Source organism: Paracoccus luteus, assembly GCF_004522155.1.
Taxonomy (GTDB): Bacteria; Pseudomonadota; Alphaproteobacteria; order Rhodobacterales; family Rhodobacteraceae; genus Paracoccus; species Paracoccus luteus.
This window is the reverse complement of sequence record NZ_SDEA01000003.1, coordinates 262,984-280,352: the sequence shown is the minus strand read 5'-3', so window position 1 is coordinate 280,352 and position 17,369 is coordinate 262,984. Positions and strand designations below refer to the sequence as shown.

Genomic DNA, 17,369 nt, shown 5'->3' with positions numbered 1-17,369 from the left:
CCGCCTATCCCCGCCCCGGAATGCTGTTGCGGACCTGCCATGCCCCGGCGGCCGATTTCAGCGCGTAATACAGCACCAGATACCCCAGCGCCGTGGCCACCAGCCCCTCGACCGGCATGAAGCGGTCGATGGCGATGCGCTGGCCCGCCCGCGTCAGTTCCACCACCGAGATCAGCGACAACAGCGAGCTGTCCTTGACCAGCACGATGGTCTGGCCGATCACCGGCGACACCGTGGTGCGCAGCGCCTGCGGCAGCACGATCAGCCGCATCCGTTGCAGGTAACTCAGCCCCGTGCTCATCCCCGCCTCGACCTGGCCGCGGGGGATCGACAGGATGCCCGACCGGATGATCTCGGCCATGTAGGCGCCCGAGTTCAGCGACAGCGCGATGATGCCGATCATCATTTCGGGCAGCACGACCCCCAGCCGGGGCAGCCCGAAGTAGAGGAAATACAGCTGCGCCAGCAGCGGCGTCGCGCGGATCGCATCGACATAGACCACCGCGGGCGCGCGCAGCCAGCGCAGCGGCTGGATGGTCAGCGCGCAGGCGATGACCCCCAGCACCATCGCCCCGGCAAAGCTGGCGGCGGACAGAAACAGCGTCGCAAGGAAGCCCTGCCAGATCTCCGGCAGGTATTCCATCATCACGCGCGTGTTCAGTCCGCCCAGCATGTCTCACCGTCGGTTGCCGAAAGGGGCGGCACCGCGGCGGGCCGCGATGCCGCGTCAGGGTCAGTGGTCGGCCTTCCAGGCGTCCGAGTTGACCCAGTAATCCAGGTTCGCCTCAAGCCGCCCGTCCAGCGCCACGGTGTCGATGAACAGGTTGCCCCAGGTCAGCAGGTCCATCGAGTCGTAGCGCACGGCATAGGCCAGCGGCTCCTTGGACAGCATCTCGTCGAAGATGGTGAAGGTGCCCTCGGGATAGGCCGCCGCCTGCGCCTTGACGGCCGAGTTGTCGTTCAGCCCGCAGCTTGCCTGACCCGAGGCGACCGCGTCCAGGATCAGCGTGCCGCCGCCCTTGAAGGACTTGATCTCGGCCTCGGGGAACACGGAGGGCGCCAGCTTTTCGCCGGTCGATCCCAGCAGGACCGCGACCGTTGCGCCGGGCTTCCTGCAATCCTCGACCGAGGCGATGTCGCCGCCCTGCTTGGCGAAGGCGACGGCGCCGACATACATGAACGGCTTGGTGAAGGCGACCTTGGTCGCGCGGGCCAGCGTCGGCGTCATGTCGGCGGCCAGCATGTCGGCCTTGCCCGACATCAGCGCGGGCAGCAGCCCGTCCCAGTCAAAGTCGAGATAGACGACCTTCACGCCCATCTCCTCGGCCATCAGCGTGGTCAGCTCGATGGCGCTGCCGCTGCGCTGGCCGTTCTTGTCCATGAACGAGAACGGGGGGCCCTGCGTCTGCACCGCCACCCGCAATTCGCCGCGCGCCAGAATGTCGTCCAGCGTTCCCGCCGCCGCCGGCGCGGCCACCGCCGCCGTGCCCGCCAGTATCGCGGCACATGCGAGCGCATTGAGGCTTGTCATCTTTCCTTCTCCCCTGTTGCGAGGGTCGGAGACGCTCCGCCCTCGTGTTTCCCTGCGGGCCGGTCCCGGCCGCCCCTGCCACGGGGCGGCGGGTCCGCGGCCTCTTCCCAGACGCCTTTCGGGACGCCCAGCCAGCGGTTGTGCGACTTCATCACCACGAAAGTCTCGCTGCCCCGGATCGCGCCGGGTTCGGCAAGGCCGGGCAAAAGCTCGCTGGTGACGCGGTAAAGATCCTCCATGTCGCCCTCGATCAGGACTTCGGCGATGATGTCATAGCGCCCGGTCACGATGCTGACCGAGGTCACAAAGGGCAACCGCGCCATCCGCCGCGCGATCTCGTTCAGCGTGCCCTGGCCGTTCGCGTGGATGCCGATGATGGCGCTGATCAGTTCCGGGCGTTCCGAGACGTTCAGCACGCCGACGATCTTCAGCAGGTTGCGTTCCACCAGCGACTTCAGCCGGGCGCGCACGGTGGGCGGGCTGATCTGCAGCCGGGTCGCCAGTTCGTTGACCGAGGCGCCCCCGTTCTCGGCCAGCAGCCGCGACAGCCTGCGGTCAAGCTTGTCGAACACCTCCCGCATGGTCTTGCCCAGTTGCCAGCCGACACGGCGATCTTTCTGGGGGATGATCTGGCCTGTCAAGACTTTCCGATGGGAAAGTCCGGGCAATGGATTTCGCGCGGGCGGGGCAAGGTCTTCATGGCCGCCGGGACGGTCGCGCGCCCCCGCCCAAGGCGGCGGCGGGTCGCCCGGAAGGGAAGGCGGGGTCATCCTGCGTGCCACACCAGCGGCGACCCCTCGGCGGCAGGTCTGCCGTCGTCCTGCCCGCCTTTCTGCGCCATCGGCGACCCCGCGGCGGCAGGTCTGCCGACGTCCTTCACGCCCTTGGCCGCTATCGCTCCACCGGCCCGACAAGCGGCAGGATCACGTCGATCCGGCAGCCGGCCGGCACGTCGCGGACGACGGCCTGTCCGCCGTGGGCCTCGGCCACGTCCCTGACGATGGCCAGGCCGAGGCCGGACCCGTCGGGGCCCGCGTCCGAGACGCGGAAGAACCGGTCAAAGACCCGCTCGCGCACCTCGGGGGGGATCCCCGGCCCGCTGTCGGCGATGATCATCGCGACCTGCGCGGGGCCATAATCCAGCCGGACCGACAGGCTGCCATCGTCGGCGATGCCGTATTTGACCGCGTTGTCCAGCAGGTTCTGGATCATCTCGTCCAGCATCACCGGGTCGCCCAGCACCGGCGCCGGCTGGCCCGCCCGGTCGAACGACACCGTCACCCCGCGCGGCAGCAGAACCTCGGCCAGACGGGTGGTCTGCTGGCGGGCCAGCCGGTCCAGATCGACGGGGCGGAAATCGGCCCGCAGCGCGCCTTCCTTGATGCGTTCCATCGACAGCAGCTGGTTGGTCAGCCGCCCCAGCTGGCGGACGGTCGCGGTCATTTCGGCGACGCGCGGCCGGACGTCGGTGGACGCGGGCGCCAGCAGTGCCGCCTCGGCCTGCGACTGCAGCGCGGCCACGGGGTTGCGGATCTGGTGGGCGGCATCGGCGATAAAGCTGTCGCGCAGCGCGAACCCCGCCGAAAGCCGCGCGAACAGCGAATTGGCGGTCGCCACGATGCTGGTCAGTTCCGGGGGCACCCAGCGCCGGATGGGCTGCAGATCGTCGGCCGACCGTCGGCCGATGGCGTCGCGGACGTCGTGCAGCGGCTTCAGCCCGACCTGGATGCCGAACCACAGCAACAGCCCGGCGGCCGCGACCACGGACGTCAGCAGGACCGCCGATTCCTGCCCGAAGCGGCGGGCCATCGCCTCGCGCTGCCGGACGGTCTGCCAGACGGTCACGGTGGTCCAGCCGTCGAACTGCGGGTCCGAGATGAACTCGCGCAGGACGACCACGCGGACCGGGCGGCCATCGGCGACGCTGTCGTAAAAGACGGGAACCCCGCCCGGCACCTCGGCCCCCGGCGGCAGGGCGGGGGTCGAGGAATAGCCGGTGACGAACCCGCCGCCCGGCGCGCTGACCCGGTAATAGACCGGATCGCCCAGGGCGCGCGTCAGCTTGTCCAGCAGCGCCTCGGTCAACAGGTCGCCCTCGCTGCCGATGACGTCGCGCGAGATGGTATAGGCCACCGTCAGCAGGGTGTTGTCGTAAAGCTGCGCCACCATGCGATCGGCCTGCACGTGGCGCAGCGCGCCCGCGGCGGCGGCCACCAGCACCAGCGGCACCATCAGGATCAGGAAGATCCGCGCGCGCAGCGACAGGCGCATCAGACGCCAGAGCTGTGCATCAGATAGCCAAGCCCGCGCGCCGTCCTGATGGTCACGCCATGCCCGTCGATCCTGCGCCGCAGGCGCGACACCACCAGCTCGACCGCATTCGGCTCGACCACGGTGCCGGTGCCGTAAAGCGCGTCGGCGATCTGGGACTTGGACAAAAGCCGCCCCTTGTGGTCCAGCAACAGCTCGAACAGCGCAAGTTCGCGCCGCGGAAGGTCCAGCGGCTCGCCGCGCAAGCGGACCTGGCGCTGGCCGCGGTCATAGACCAGATCGCCCAGCTGTTCGGAATCCGGCAGCATGGCCGGCCGCCGCCGCGACAGGGCGCGCAGCCGGGCCAGCAGCTCCTCCATCTCGAACGGCTTGACCAGATAGTCGTCCGCACCGGCGTTCAGGCCGGCCACGCGGTCCGACACCTTGTCGCGCGCGCTCAGGACGAGGACCGGATTGGTGTTGCCGCGGCTGCGCAGGGCGCGGATCAGCTCGATCCCCGTCATCTGCGGCAGGTTCACATCGACGATGGCCAGGTCGAAATCCGAGGTGCGCAGAAAGTCGTCGCCCGACTGGCCGTCGTGCAGGCAGTCCACGGCATGGCCCTGGTCGATCAGCGCGTTGCTGATGCCCTGGGCCAGCGGCAGATTGTCCTCGACAAGAACGACGCGCATGGCGGCATGATGGTCCGGGTTGACAGGTTTCGGACAGGAAGACGCCCTATCAAGCGAGTAGGAGCGCCGGGGCCATCGAGTCAACCCGGCCCGTGCCGTGTCTGGGAGGGCGCGCACGGATTGCAATGTCAGGAGGAGAGTGCATGACGTTTTCCAACGTGATCGGCCGTCGCGGCCTGCTGGGGATGGTTGCCGCGACGATGGTCGCCGCCGCGGTCCCGCAGGTCGCCGCCGCCGAGGCCGACTTCAAGGGCAAGACGATCGAGTTCATCATTCCGTTCTCGCCGGGCGGCGGGTCGGACACCTGGGCCCGGTTCAACGCCCCGCTTTTGCAGAAATACCTGCCGGGCAACCCGACCGTGGTCGTCGTGAACGAACCGGGCGGCGGGTCCACCAAGGGCGCCAACGTCTTTGCCACCCGCGCGCGGCCCGACGGGCTGACGATCCTGGGCACCTCGGCATCCACGCAGTTTCCCTATCTGCTGAAAGACCCGCGCGCGCTATGAATATCAGGACTGGACCCCGCTGATGGTCGCGCCGACCGGCGGCGTGGTCTATACCACCCCGTCGCTGGGCCTGACCGGGCCGCAGGACATCGCCAAGCTCAGGGGGCAAAAGCTGGTCTATGCCAGCCAGGGCGCGACCTCGCTGGATCTGGTGCCGCTGCTGGCGTTCCGGCTGATGGGGCTGGAAACCCAGCACGTCTTCGGCTTCAAGGGCCGCGGCGACGGCCGCCTTGCGTTCGAGCGTGGCGAGACGAACATCGACTATCAGACCTCGTCGGCCTATCTCAAGAACGTGCAGCCGCTGGTGGACGCGGGGACCGCGGTCCCGCTGTTTTCCTGGGGCGTGCTGAACGAAGCGGGCGAGCCGGTGCGCGACCCGACCTTCCCGGACCTGCCGCATTTCGGCGAAGCCTATCAGATGCTGACCGGCAACGCGCCGTCGGGGCCGGAATACGACGCCTATTTCGCGTTCTTCGCCGCCGGTTTCCCGGCGCAGAAGATGGTGGTGGTCCCCAAGGACACGCCCGCCGACATCGTCGCGGCCTATCAGAAAGCCTTCGAGGACATGAAGGCGGACCCCGCCTATCAAGCCTCGGCCGAGGCGGTGCTGGGCGACTATGATCAGGTCACCGGCGCCCTTGCCGACGCGCTGTATCAGCGCGGCACGACCATCGAGGACGACGTGCGCAAGACCGTGGTCGACGTCCTGTCCACCGACTATGGCGTCAAGCTGGGCGAGGAGTGATCCTCATGCGCGCCGACGGGAAGGCCCTGCGGGGCCTTCCATGTCGCGCGCTGCATCGAAAGCAACCGGGCATCGGAGAGCTTCGTGACTGAAATCCTTTTGTCATCGCTGACCAACCTGCTGAGTTTCCAGCATCTCGCCTATATGATGCTCGGCATCTCGGTCGGCCTTGTTATCGGCATCCTGCCCGCGCTTGGCGGCATCGCCGGGCTGTCGCTGCTGGTGCCGTTCATCTACGGCATGGACCAGGTGTCCGCGCTGGCCATGCTGATCGGCCTTCTGGCGATCATGCCGACCGGCGACACCTTCTCCTCGATCCTGATGGGGATTCCCGGCGGCTCGTCCAGCCAGGCGACGGTTCTGGACGGGTTCCCGATGGCCAAGAAGGGGCAGGCGGCGCGGGCGCTGTCGGCGGCCTTCATCTCGTCGATGTTCGGGGGCGTGTTCGGCGCGCTGGTGCTGACGGTGTTCGTGCTGATCGCCCGGCCGATCATCCTGGCCTTCGGCTCGCCCGAGCTGTTCATGCTGGCGCTGCTGGGCCTGTCGATGGTCGCGGTGCTGGCGGGGCGCAGCATCGTCAAGGGCCTGACGGCCTGCGCGGTCGGCCTGATCCTGGGTTCGATCGGGGGCGCCCCCGCCACCGGCGAGTTCCGCATGGTGTTCGACATCTTCTATCTTTACGACGGCGTGCCGCTGGTCGTCGTCGGCATGGGCATCTTTGCCATCCCCGAGATCGTGGACCTGCTGCGCACCAACCAGGCCATCGCGCGCGAGGCGCCGCTGGGCAAGGGCTGGGGGCAGGGGTTCCGCGACTGGGCGCAGAACTGGTTTCTCAGCCTGCGCTGCTCGGCCGTGGGCTGCATCGTCGGCGTGATCCCGGGCCTTGGCGGATCGGTCGTGGACTGGATCGCCTATGGCCATGCCGTGCAGACGACCAAGGACAGCAGCCAGTTCGGCAAGGGCGACGTGCGCGGCGTGATCGCCCCCGAAAGCGCCAACAACGCCATGACCGGCGGCGCGATGCTGCCGACGCTGCTGTTCGGCATCCCGGGTTCGGGGTCGATGGCGGTGTTCCTGGGCGGCATGATCCTGATCGGGGTCGAGCCGGGGCCGTCGATGGTCACCACCGACCTGAACCTGACCTATACGATCATCTGGACACTGGCGCTGGCCAACATCTTCGGTGCGGGCATCTGCGCGCTGCTGTCCAAGCCGATCGCCGGGCTGACGCGCATCCCGTTCCAGCTGCTGGCGCCGTTCATGTTCGTCATGGTCAGCTTTGCGGCGTTCCAGTCCACCCGGTCGCTTGAGGATCTGGTGGCCCTGCTGGTGCTGGGCGTCGTCGGCGTGTTCATGAAGCGTTTCGGCTGGCCGCGTCCGGCGCTGCTGATCGGCTATGTGCTGGCCCCGCAGGCCGAGACCTATCTGTATCAGGCAGTGCAGTTCAACGGCTGGAGCTTCCTGGTCCAGCCCGGCGTGCTGATCATCGCGGCCATCATCGCGGTTTCGGTCTTCTTCGGGCTGAAGAACCGCGTCGATGAAAGCGTCGAACTGGGCGAGCTGGACCTGCACCACCACACCGACGCCGAGGCCGCCCGCGCGGCCCGCCGCCCGCAGTTCGCCTTTGCGGCCGCGATGGTGCTGTTCCTGGCCGTGGGGCTTTGGGATGCGCTTGGGCAGTCGTTCCTGGGGGCGATCTTCCCCGGCGTCATGGCGGCGGTGGGCATCCTCACCGGGCTGATGCTGCTGTGGAAGCTGGTCTATGCGGACCGCGGCGCGCCGGCGCTTTACGATCAGGAACGCCAGACCGGCGCCGACGGCCAGATGCCGGCCGGTTCGGCGTGGAACGGCATCATCTGGCTGGCCGCGCTTGTCGGGCTGGCCTCGCTGTTCGGCTTCGTGATCGCGGTCGGTCTGTTCATGGTCGCCTTCATGCGGCAGCGGGTCGGTTCGACCTGGGCGCGGGCGTTCGTCATGGCCGGCTGGGCGCTGGCCGGGGTGATCGGGGTCGCCTATGCGCTGAACCTGAACTTTCCGTCGGGCGTGCTGCAGTCGATGGTCGATCTGCCCTGGCCGCTGAGGTGACGGGGATGCGGCTCCTCTGCCTGCCCGGCGACGGCATCGGCCCCGAAATCCTGTCCGCGACCGAGGCCGTCCTTGCGGCGGCCTCGGAGACCTGGGGGCCGGGGCTGGACCTCGACCGCCGCGAGATCGGACTGACCGCGCTGGCGGCCGAGGGGACGACCATCCCCGACGCCGTGATCGCCGCGGCGAAAGCTGCCGACGGGGTGATCCTTGGCCCGGTGTCGCACAACATCTATCCGCCCGTCAGCCAGGGCGGGCGGAACCCCTCGGGCGTGCTGCGGCGCGAGCTGGACCTTTACGCCAACATCCGCCCCGCCCGCAGCCGCGACGGCGTCCGCCACCCCATCACGAGGCCGGTCGATCTGGTGATCGTGCGCGAGAACCTCGAAGGATTTTACGCCGACCGGAACATGGCCTCGGGCCCCGGCGAGTTCATGGTGGAACCGGGCGTCGCGCTGGCCATGCGCAAGATCACCGCCCGCGCCAGCCGCCGCATCGCCAAGGCCGCCTTTGCGCTGGCCGAACGCCGCCCGGCGCGCAAGGTGGCGGCCATCCACAAGGCCAACGTGATGCGCCTGTCGGACGGGCTGTTCCTGTCCGAGGTGCGCGCCGTCGCCGCCGACCATCCCGGCATCGCCTATGAGGAGGTGCTGGTCGATGCCGCCGCGGCTCTGCTGGTGCGCGATCCCGGCCGCTTTGACGTCATCGTCACGACCAACATGTTCGGGGACATCCTGTCCGACCTCGCGTCCGAGCTTTCGGGCGGGCTGGGGCTGGCGGCGTCGCTGAACCTTGGCCCCGATTTCGCCGTGGCGCAGGCGCAGCACGGATCGGCCCCCGACATCGCCGGGCAGGACCGGGCGAACCCGGTGTCGCTGATCGGCTCGGCCGCCATGCTGCTGGCGCATCTGGGCGCGGCGGACGCGGCGGCGGCCATCGATTCCGCGCTGGACCGGGCGCTGGCCAGCCCCGCCACCCGAACCGCCGACCTTGGCGGCGCGCTTGGCTGCGCCGCCTTCGGCAATCACATCGCATCCCTGATCAGAGACCGGGCACCATGACGCAGACAGCCATTCCGTTCCATTTCTTCCGCGGCGGCACCTCGCGCGGGCCGTATTTCCGGCGCGAGGATCTGCCCGAGGACCGCGAGGTGCTGGCGCAGGTGCTGGTCGCCGCGCTGGGCTCCGGGCATCCGCTGAACATCGACGGCCTTGGCGGCGGCGCGGCGGTAACGACCAAGGTCGCCATGCTGTCGCAGGCCGACAGCGCCGACGACGACGTGGATTATTTCTTTGCGCAGGTCAGCGTCGCCGACGGGCAGGTCGATTTCAAGCCGACCTGCGGCAACATCCTGTCCGGCGTCGGCCCCGCCGCCATCGAGATGGGGCTGGTCGCGCCGCAGGGGGACGAGACCCGCGTCCGCATCCGTTCCGTCAACACCGGCGCGCGGGTCGAGGCGGTGGTGCGCACCCCCGGGGGTCGGGTCGAATATACGGGCGACGCCGCCATCGACGGCGTGCCGGGGACGGCGGCGCCGATCTATCTCAACTTCATGGATGTCGTCGGCTCGAATACCGGCGCGTTGCTGCCGACGGGCAATGCGATCGACGTCATCGACGGGATCGAGGTCACCTGCATGGACGTCGCCATGCCGGTCGTCATGGCACGCGCCGCCGATTTCGGCCTGACCGGGCTGGAAAGCGCGGCCGAGCTGGACGCCAACCTTGCGTTCTTTGAACGGATGGAGCCGATCCGACGCGAGGCGGGACGCCTGATGGGCATGGGCGACGTGTCGCAGTCGGTCACGCCCAAGTTCACCCTGCTGGCCCCGCCGCAGAACGGCGGGCACGTGACCGCGCGCTATTTCATGCCGCGGAACTGCCACCCGACGATGGCCGTGACCGGGGCGCAATGCATCGCCTCGTGCCTGCTGACCCCCGGCACCGTGGCCCACGGGGTCGCGCAGCCGCCGCAAGGCCAGCCCGCGCTGGTCCTGATCGAGCATCCCTCGGGCCAGATCGACGTGACGGTGGACTATGACGCGACCGACGGGTTCCGGCTGAAATCGGCCGGGCTGCTGCGGACCGCGCGTCTGCTGGCGCGGGGCGAGGTGATGGTCCCCGCGACGGTCTGGGACGGGGCGCGGTGAACATCCACCTGCTGGACGACTGGGGCGACGCGCTGCGCGGGTTGCCCAGTTTCCGCAAGCTGGACGGGCATCAGGTCACGGTCTGGACGGACCACGCCGACGGCGCGGAACTGGCGGCCCGGCTGGCGGATGCCGAGGCGGTCGCGTTGTTCCGTGAACGCACGCGGATCACGGACACGCTTCTGGCGGCGCTGCCGGGGCTGCGGCTGATCTCGGGGCGGGGCGCGTGGTCCCATGTCGATGCTGCCGCCTGCGCGGCGCGCGGGGTGACCTTCTGCTCGGCCAATCCACCCTGTTCGGTCAACCACGCGGCCGCCGAACTGACCTGGGCGCTGGTGATGGCGGCGTGGCGGCGATTGCCCGACCAGTTCGCCGCCGCCAACGCCGGCCGCTGGCAGGCAGGCGCCGCCCTTGGCCGCACATTGCGCGGCCGGACGCTGGGCCTTTACGGATACGGGCGCATCGCCCGGCAGGTCGCCGGCTATGCCCGCGCCTTCGGGATGAAGGTCGTCTGGTGGGGATCGGACGCGGGCCGCGCGGGGGCCGCCGCCGACGGCGAAACCGTGGCGCATTCGCGCGAGGCGTTCTTTGCCGGTGCGGACATCCTCAGCCTGCACCTGCGGCTGGTGCCCGAGACGCGCGGGATCGTCACGGCGGCGGACCTTGCCCTGATGCGGCCCGACGCGGTGCTGGTGAACACCGCCCGCGCCGGGCTGATTGCGCCGGGCGCGCTGCTGGCGGCCTTGCAGGCGGGGCGGCCGGACATGGCCGCGCTGGATGTCTTCGACGCCGAGCCGGTGACGCGCGCGGACGATCCGCTGCTGTCGCATCCCCGCGTGATCGCCACCCCGCATGTCGGCTTTGTCACCGCCGAGGAACTGGACCGCCAGTTTTCCGACATCGCCGACCAGATGCTGGCCTTTGCGGCGGGTCGTCCGGTCAACGTGGTGGCGGGCCCTTGCGGCGCGCCCGCACGGCCAGCCGGGCGCCCAGCGGCGCGCCCAGGATCACCAGAACGATCCGCGTCAGGTGGTGGACGACGACGAACCCCAGGTCCGCGCCCACGATGATCGCCAGCACCGTCATTTCCGCCTGACCGCCGGGCGCGAAGGCAAGAAAGCCCTCGATCCCCTGGGCCAGCCCGAACAGGGTCACGACCTCGGTCATCAGGCCCGTGATGACGGCAAGGATCAGCACAAAGATCAGCCCGCTGGCCACGAACCGCCGCAGCTCCCGCAGGGTGACGCCGACATAATTCACGCCGATGCCGATCCCGATGAAGAACTGCGCGGCAAGGATGGCCTCGGCCGGGGGGCGGCTGTGGATGATGTCCGTCAGCGCAAGGACCGTGGTCACGATCATCGGGCCCAGGATCGTCGCGCCGAACAGTCCGATCCGCTCGGCCCCCTTCCAGCCGATCAGCGCGGCGGCCGCCATGATCGCCATCTCGGCGGGCGGCAGGTCGGCCGCGGGGGCGCCCACGGCCCCGGTCAGCGGCGCGCCGTAGGCCAGGCTGAGCAGGATCGGGGCGACGGTCACGATCATCGCGACCCGGGTGGCGTGGATCAGCGACAGCGCGCGCGGATCGCCCCCGGCCTCGGTGCCGAAGATCACCATGTCCTGCAACCCGCCCGGCATCGCGGCGTAATAGGACGTCACCGGATCGAACCCCATGCGCCGGAAATAGGGCACGCCGATCAGCGCGATCAGGGCGATATAGACCGGGATCAGCGCCACGCTGAGCATCATCTGCGGGATGCGGGCGACCACCTCGGGCGTGATCGAGGCGCCCACCGCGACCCCCAGGATGGTGCGGGCGCCCACCGAGACCTGCCCCAGCCCCCGCAGCCTGACGCCCGCCAGCGCGGCGATCAGGCAGGCCAGCATCGGCCCGAACAGGAACGGCAGCGGCAGGGCGAGAAGCAGGAAGGCCGCAGTCCCCGCAAGGGCGATCGCCACCGTCGCAATCCCGCGGAACAGTTGGTTTTGCACGGGCTGGCGCGCTCCTTGACAGGGAATGTATCCGTATGTATCCACGGGGATACAAGTCACGCACGGGCTTGGCAATGGTGCATCCCGCGACGGCCGGTATCCGATGGACTTAGGCGACGACATTCCCCAGGGGCGGCTGATCTACAACCGGCTTCTGGACGAGATCCGCGCGGGCGATCTTGTGCCCGGCACCCGCCTGCGCGAGGTCGAGATCGCCGACCGGCTGGGCGCATCGCGCACCCCCGTGCGCGAGGCGATCCGGCTTTTGGAAAGCGACGGGTTGGTGGCCCACGCGCCACGGCAGGGCGCGACGATCCGCACGCTGGATTACCCCGAGATCATGGAGCTGTACGAGATGCGCGCCGTGATCGAGGGCACGGCCGCCCGGCTGGCCGCGCGCGCCGCCTCTCCGGTCGAGATCGAGGCGCTGGCCGCGCTGAACCACGAGTTCGCCGAGGCAAGCGACGAACGCCAGGCGGCAGAGCTGAACCGCCAGTTCCACGAGATGCTGCTGAACGCCGCCAAGAACCGCTTTCTGATGCGCGCGGTCAGCAGCCTGCAGAAAACCATGCTGATCCTCGGCCCGACCACGCTGATGGAGCGGTCGCGCGTCGCGGATGCCCAGCGCGAGCATTGCGCCATCCTTGCGGCCCTTTCCGCCCGCGACGGCCAAAAGGCCGAGGCCGAGATGCGCGCCCATATCGAGGCGGCCCAGCATGTCCGCCTGAAATCCCTTCGCCAGTCGCGGGTGGACCCCGCGGACTAGCCAGATGGAGAACGGAGCAGAGCGAATGGCAAAAGGACAGGGCGCGCCAGCGGCGGCGCGAAGCGCGACGGAATGGGACGTGGTGATCGCGGGCGGCGGCAACGCCGCGCTGTGCGCCGCGATCACGGCGGCCGAGGCGGGCTGCAAGGTCATCATCCTGGAAGGCGCGCCCAAGCCCTATCGCGGCGGCAACAGCCGCCACACGCGCAACTTTCGCTGCATGCACGAAGGGCCGCTGTCGGTCCTGACCGACGCCTATCTGGAAGACGAATATTTCAACGACCTGCTGCTGGTCACCAAGGGCAAGACCGACGAGCGGCTGGCCCGCATGGTCATCCGCAGCTCGCAGGAATGCCTGCCGTGGATGCAGGCGCATGGCGTGCATTTCCAGCCCTCGCTGTCGGGCACGCTGTCCTTGTCGCGCACCAACGCCTTTTTCCTGGGCGGCGGCAAGGCGCTGGTGAACGCCTATTACAACGCCGCCGAGGATCTGGGCGTTACCGTCGTCTACGAGGCGCAGGTCAGGCACGTTCATCTGCAAGGCGACCGGTTCACCCACATGGAGGTTTCCGTCGCGGGCGGCCCGGTCGAGCGGATCGCGGGCCGCGCGGCGGTGCTGGCGTCCGGCGGGTTCCAGTCCGACATCGAGTGGCTGACCCGCGCCTGGGGTCCGGCGGCCGCGAACTTCCTGATCCGCGGCACGCCCTACAACCGCGGCGTGGTGCTGAAGGACATGATCGACCAGGGCTGCGACACGGTGGGCGACCCGACCCAGTGCCACGCGGTCGCCATCGACGGGCGCGCGCCCAAGTATGACGGCGGCATCTGCACGCGGCTGGACTGCGTGCCCTTCTCGGTCGTGGTGAACAGGGACGGCGACCGCTTCTATAACGAGGGCGAGGACACCTGGCCCAAACGCTACGCGATCTGGGGCCGGCTGGTCGCCGCCCAGCCCGAGCAGGTCGGTTATGCGATCATCGACGCCAAGTCGATCGACCTGTTCATGCCGTCGGTCTTCCCGGCCATCAAGGCCGACAGCATCGAGGAACTGGGCCGGCAGCTTGGCCTTGACGGCGGCAAGCTGGCGCGGACCGTCGCGGATTTCAACGCCGCCGCCCGCCCCGGCCGCTTTCACCCGACCGAGCTGGACGGGCTGGCGACCGAGGGGCTTGACCCGCCCAAGACCAACTGGGCGCGGCCCATCGATACGCCGCCCTTCTATGGCTATCAGCTGCGTCCCGGCGTGACCTTCACCTATCTGGGGCTGAAGGTGTCGGACACCGCGCAGGTGCAGACGCAGGCCGGGCCGCTGCGGAACGTCTGGGCGGCCGGAGAGATGATGGCCGGATCCATCCTGGGGCAGGGCTATCTGGCCGGCTTCGGAATGACCATTGGAACCGTGTTTGGCCGCATCGCCGGCCGGGAGGCAGCCGCCCATGTCGCTTGAAACCCCCGCCCTGATCCAGGAAGCCCGCCGCCAGCTGGAGATCTGCAACGCCTGCCGCTATTGCGAGGGGTTCTGCGCGGTCTTTCCGGCGATGATGCGCAACAAGATGTTCGCCGACGGCGACATCAGCCACATGGCCAACCTGTGCCACAACTGCCGGGGCTGCTATTATTCCTGCCAGTATGCCCCCCCGCACGAGTTCCAGCTGAACCTGCCCGCCGCGCTGGCCGAGGTGCGTCAGGACAGCTGGGAAAGCCATGTCTGGCCGCAGGGCATCGGGCGGCTGTTCCACAACCACGGCGTCGCCATCATGGCGCTGATCGTCCTGGCGACCACGGCGCTGATGTGGGTGGCGCTGAACCTGCGCCCGGCCGAGGGCGACGGGTTCTATGCCTATATCGGCCATAACGTGATGGTGGCGATCTTCGCGCCCGCCTTCCTGCTGCCGCTGCTGGCGCTGTTCGTGGGCCTGCGCCGCTATTGGCGCGACACCGGGGGCAGGCGCGCGACGGTCAGTGACCTGCGCGGCGCCTTCTGGTCGGTCGCCAAGATGCGCAACCTGTCGGGCGGCCACGGCGAGGGCTGCAACTTTGAAAAAGAGGACCGCTATTCCAATGCCCGCCGCTGGGCGCACCAGGCGGTTCTGGTCGGGTTCCTGCTGTGCTTTGCCGCGACCTCGGTCGCGTCGATCATGCACACCTTCGGGATGCCCGCGCCCTATCCGCTGTTCAGCCCGCCCAAGCTGCTGGGCATCCCCGGCGGCATCCTGCTGGTGCTGGGCACCATCGAGATGGCGCGGCTGAAGCTGAAGGCCGACCCGACCCTGGGCGCCCGCCGCGTCTGGGGCGGCGAGATGGCCTTTGTCGTCCTGCTGGGCCTGACCGGCGCGACCGGGCTGATCCTCTACGCCGCGACCGGCACCGCCGCCGTCGCCTGGCTGCTGCCGCTGCATCTTGGCACGGTGCTGACGCTGTTCCTGCTGCTGCCGTTCTCGAAGATGGTCCACGGATTCTTCCGGCTGGCCGCCCTGATCATCGAGGAGCAGAAAAAGAAGTTCATGCGTGAGGTCGTGACCGCCGACTGAGGAGGTGCGCCGGGTCGGCGAGGCGGTTTCCCGGCGGCCATGAATGACCCCCGACAGGGCAAGGACTTGCCCCCGCAGCACGGCGGCGGCGTCGGTCACCGGGTCCGGGCGCAGGATGCAAAGAACGGCAAGCCCGCCGCCATCGCTGGCGGCGGGCTTCCATTTCCGGCCTCGGTCGGAGGCTTATGCGGCGGGGAAGGTGGCCTGCATGGACGGGCGTTCGGACACCGCGGCGAACCATGCGCCAAGGCGCGGATGCCCGCTGCGCCAGTCCTTGTCGGCAAAGCGGAAATCGAGATAGCCCAGCATGCACGCGACGGCGATCGACCCGGCGTGGAACCCCGCCGACAGGGCGTCGAACCAGCGGCCCTCCAGATCGTCCAGCCCCGAATCGACCTTTTCCATCTGCCCGCGCGCCCAGTCGTCCCAGCGCTTGTCCTCGGGGCGCAGGACGTTTTCGTAACGGTGCAGCAGCGCCGCCTCGAGGATCGAATCCCCCAGCGCCTCAAGCGTCAGCACCGTAAAGCGGCGGCTGTCCTGCGGATACAGCGTTTCGCCCTCGTCCCCCTGCGCGTCGATGAAGGCCGAGATGACGCGGCTGTCGAAGATCGGCGTGTCGTCGTCCAGCAGCAGGCAAGGAACCTTGCCGGTCGCGTTGTGCCGCACGATGTTCGGGTCGCGCTTGACCGGCCAGGCGGCCGAAGGCAGCTTCTCGATCTCGACCCCCCGTTCCAGCGCGGCGACCATCGCCTTGCGCACAAAGGGCGAGGCGGGCGAGAAGAAGATGCGGGGCGTCATGCGGAAGTCCTTTTGTTGCTGCCGCTGCTGCGGCGCGGGGCGGGTTTGTCAAAGTTGGGCACGCGCAGGAAATCCTGCGGGTAAAGCTGCAGCTGGACCTGCATGTGTTCCAGCGCAAAGGTGATGTGCTCGCGCATGATGGCGGCCGCGCGTTCGCCCTGCGCCTTGGACAGCGCCGTGGCGATGCGGCGGTGGTCGTCGTGCGACCGCTCGATCACGCGGAAATCGCGCCACATGATGACCCGGTCGGACGCCGCGGGCACGTCATGCAGGCGCTGCACGAAGGTCGCAAGCCAGGGATTGCCGGACAGCTGCATGACGGTGGTGTGAAAATCCACGTTCATGCGCCGGTAATCGGCCAGGTTCTCGGGCAGCAGGGCGCCGGGTGACAGCAGGCGCTGGGCGGCGTGCCCGTGTCGGTCCCGATCGCCGACGTCTATTCGGGGCTGGAGCGGGGGTCGATCGACTGCACGCTGTCGGACGCCACCAACCTCGACAAGGGCAGCAAGTTCTGGGAGGTCGCCAAGACCGTGAACACGCTGCCGCAGGGCGTCGTGGTGGGGGCGACCTATGTGTTCAACAAGGACGCCTGGGCCGGGCTTGAACCCGCGCAGCGGCGGGTTCTGCTGGACAATGTGGCGACCGGGCTGGCGCGCTCGCAAGTGGCCTATCACGTCGGGGTCGAGGCGGCGCTGAAAGGGTCCAGGGAACGCGGGCTGAAGGTCACCGAACCCACGCAGGAGATGAAGGACACGCTGGCCGCGTTCCAGACGCAGGTGGCCGAGAACCTGCCCGCCAAGTCGATGGCCGAGCGCGGGATCGAGGATCCGACCGATGTGGCAGATGGCCAACGACTTCGGTCCCAGCGGCATCCGCGTCAACGCCGTCGCCCCCGGCCTGATCGAGACGCCCCTGACCGCCGAGCGCATCCGCACCGAGGCCTGGCGCCGCCATGTCATGATCGACGGCGCGCCCCTGCGCCGCCCCGGTCGAACGGGGCGGGTCGGGGATCGCCGCCGGCGAAACGCAAGGGCGGGCCGCGCTGGCCGCGCTGGCGCGGTTCTCGGTCCAGAACTTCGGCGGGCTTTGCCGGCACCAGATGACGGATGTCGTGCTGTGGCAGGGGGGCGATGCCGACACCGTTCAGGGGAAATGCCGGATGATCATCAGCGACTTTCGCCACGGGCCGGGCCGCGTGGCGATGGCGGGCATCTATGATCTGACGCTTGTCCGCACCGCCCAGGGCTGGCGCATCGCCGAACTGGCGGCGGATTTCCTGCCGGGGTGATCCAAAGGGCGGACAGGACCGCGCCTTCCATTCAGC

At 69.0% G+C, this 17,369-nt stretch carries 17 protein-coding genes and 3 pseudogenes; 12 read left to right on the top strand and 8 right to left on the bottom strand.

The window, feature by feature from the left end; genetic code table 11:
• Window positions 1-4: 4 nt before the first annotated feature.
• The 5 genes from EPA64_RS06280 to EPA64_RS06260 form a co-directional block, all read right to left on the bottom strand.
• Window positions 5-673 carry an amino acid ABC transporter permease gene (locus tag EPA64_RS06280; protein WP_134725372.1) on the bottom strand — a complete coding sequence of 223 codons (669 nt, stop codon included), beginning with the start codon at window positions 671-673 and terminating at the stop codon, window positions 5-7.
• Between the two features lie 60 nt (window positions 674-733).
• The gene (locus EPA64_RS06275) at window positions 734-1,531 is read right to left on the bottom strand and encodes an ABC transporter substrate-binding protein (protein ID WP_134725371.1); all 798 of its coding nucleotides are present in this window, start codon (window positions 1,529-1,531) and stop codon (window positions 734-736) included.
• On the bottom strand, window positions 1,528-2,172 hold the full coding sequence (locus EPA64_RS06270) for an Lrp/AsnC family transcriptional regulator (RefSeq protein WP_220443712.1): 645 nt from the start codon (window positions 2,170-2,172) through the stop codon (window positions 1,528-1,530). Before EPA64_RS06270 ends, EPA64_RS06275 begins: the two co-directional genes overlap by 4 nt.
• Before the next feature lie 250 nt (window positions 2,173-2,422).
• On the bottom strand, window positions 2,423-3,802 hold the full coding sequence (locus EPA64_RS06265) for a sensor histidine kinase (protein ID WP_246026640.1): 1,380 nt from the start codon (window positions 3,800-3,802) through the stop codon (window positions 2,423-2,425).
• Window positions 3,802-4,473, bottom strand: a complete 672-nt coding sequence (locus EPA64_RS06260; RefSeq protein WP_134725369.1) for a response regulator transcription factor — start codon at window positions 4,471-4,473, stop codon at window positions 3,802-3,804. The genes EPA64_RS06265 and EPA64_RS06260 overlap by 1 nt, the downstream gene beginning before the upstream one ends.
• A gap of 143 nt (window positions 4,474-4,616) precedes the next feature.
• On the opposite strand from EPA64_RS06260, the gene EPA64_RS16665 reads away from it, so the two are divergent.
• The 6 genes and pseudogenes from EPA64_RS16665 to EPA64_RS06235 all read left to right on the top strand — a co-directional run.
• On the top strand, window positions 4,617-4,979 hold the full coding sequence (locus EPA64_RS16665; RefSeq protein ID WP_246026639.1) for a type 2 periplasmic-binding domain-containing protein: 363 nt from the start codon (window positions 4,617-4,619) through the stop codon (window positions 4,977-4,979).
• A 22-nt stretch (window positions 4,980-5,001) separates the two neighbouring features.
• The gene (locus EPA64_RS06255) at window positions 5,002-5,724 is read left to right on the top strand and encodes a type 2 periplasmic-binding domain-containing protein (protein ID WP_246026638.1); all 723 of its coding nucleotides are present in this window, start codon (window positions 5,002-5,004) and stop codon (window positions 5,722-5,724) included.
• Window positions 5,725-5,808: 84 nt separating this feature from the next.
• The gene (locus tag EPA64_RS06250; RefSeq protein WP_134725368.1) at window positions 5,809-7,809 is read left to right on the top strand and encodes a tripartite tricarboxylate transporter permease; all 2,001 of its coding nucleotides are present in this window, start codon (window positions 5,809-5,811) and stop codon (window positions 7,807-7,809) included.
• A 5-nt stretch (window positions 7,810-7,814) separates the two neighbouring features.
• On the top strand, window positions 7,815-8,870 hold the full coding sequence (locus EPA64_RS06245) for an isocitrate/isopropylmalate dehydrogenase family protein (protein ID WP_134725367.1): 1,056 nt from the start codon (window positions 7,815-7,817) through the stop codon (window positions 8,868-8,870).
• On the top strand, window positions 8,867-9,958 hold the full coding sequence (locus EPA64_RS06240; protein ID WP_134725366.1) for a 4-oxalomesaconate tautomerase: 1,092 nt from the start codon (window positions 8,867-8,869) through the stop codon (window positions 9,956-9,958). The genes EPA64_RS06245 and EPA64_RS06240 overlap by 4 nt, the downstream gene beginning before the upstream one ends.
• A pseudogene (locus EPA64_RS06235) lies at window positions 9,955-10,845 on the top strand (D-2-hydroxyacid dehydrogenase family protein); the annotation flags it as partial. The gene EPA64_RS06240 and the pseudogene EPA64_RS06235, both read left to right, overlap by 4 nt.
• A gap of 52 nt (window positions 10,846-10,897) precedes the next feature.
• On the opposite strand, the gene EPA64_RS06230 reads toward EPA64_RS06235, so the two are convergent.
• The gene (locus EPA64_RS06230) at window positions 10,898-11,950 is read right to left on the bottom strand and encodes an AbrB family transcriptional regulator (RefSeq protein ID WP_246026637.1); all 1,053 of its coding nucleotides are present in this window, start codon (window positions 11,948-11,950) and stop codon (window positions 10,898-10,900) included.
• Window positions 11,951-12,053: 103 nt separating this feature from the next.
• Here EPA64_RS06230 and EPA64_RS06225 point away from each other — a divergent pair, with 103 nt between their 5' ends.
• The 3 genes from EPA64_RS06225 to tcuB are packed head-to-tail and all read left to right on the top strand — an operon-like array spanning window position 12,054 to window position 15,247.
• Window positions 12,054-12,716, top strand: a complete 663-nt coding sequence (locus tag EPA64_RS06225; RefSeq protein ID WP_134725364.1) for a GntR family transcriptional regulator — start codon at window positions 12,054-12,056, stop codon at window positions 12,714-12,716.
• A gap of 25 nt (window positions 12,717-12,741) precedes the next feature.
• Window positions 12,742-14,163, top strand: coding sequence for an FAD-dependent tricarballylate dehydrogenase TcuA (gene tcuA / locus EPA64_RS06220; RefSeq protein WP_134725363.1), 1,422 nt, complete (start codon window positions 12,742-12,744; stop codon window positions 14,161-14,163).
• Window positions 14,153-15,247, top strand: coding sequence for a tricarballylate utilization 4Fe-4S protein TcuB (gene tcuB / locus EPA64_RS06215; RefSeq protein WP_134725362.1), 1,095 nt, complete (start codon window positions 14,153-14,155; stop codon window positions 15,245-15,247). The genes tcuA and tcuB overlap by 11 nt, the downstream gene beginning before the upstream one ends.
• A gap of 183 nt (window positions 15,248-15,430) precedes the next feature.
• Here tcuB and EPA64_RS06210 read toward each other — a convergent pair whose 3' ends face one another.
• Window positions 15,431-16,045 (bottom strand): glutathione S-transferase family protein, encoded by a 615-nt coding sequence (locus EPA64_RS06210; protein ID WP_134725361.1) that lies wholly within the window; start codon window positions 16,043-16,045, stop codon window positions 15,431-15,433.
• Window positions 16,042-16,407 (bottom strand): FCD domain-containing protein, encoded by a 366-nt coding sequence (locus EPA64_RS06205; RefSeq protein WP_281278552.1) that lies wholly within the window; start codon window positions 16,405-16,407, stop codon window positions 16,042-16,044. Before EPA64_RS06205 ends, EPA64_RS06210 begins: the two co-directional genes overlap by 4 nt.
• Before the next feature lie 45 nt (window positions 16,408-16,452).
• Between EPA64_RS06205 and EPA64_RS06200 the strand changes: the two are divergent.
• The 3 genes and pseudogenes from EPA64_RS06200 to EPA64_RS06190 all read left to right on the top strand — a co-directional run.
• Window positions 16,453-16,761: pseudogene (locus EPA64_RS06200) on the top strand (C4-dicarboxylate TRAP transporter substrate-binding protein); the annotation flags it as partial.
• A 118-nt stretch (window positions 16,762-16,879) separates the two neighbouring features.
• Window positions 16,880-16,993: pseudogene (locus EPA64_RS06195) on the top strand (SDR family oxidoreductase); the annotation flags it as partial.
• Between the two features lie 61 nt (window positions 16,994-17,054).
• Window positions 17,055-17,333 carry a nuclear transport factor 2 family protein gene (locus tag EPA64_RS06190; RefSeq protein ID WP_134725360.1) on the top strand — a complete coding sequence of 93 codons (279 nt, stop codon included), beginning with the start codon at window positions 17,055-17,057 and terminating at the stop codon, window positions 17,331-17,333.
• Window positions 17,334-17,369: the final 36 nt, after the last annotated feature.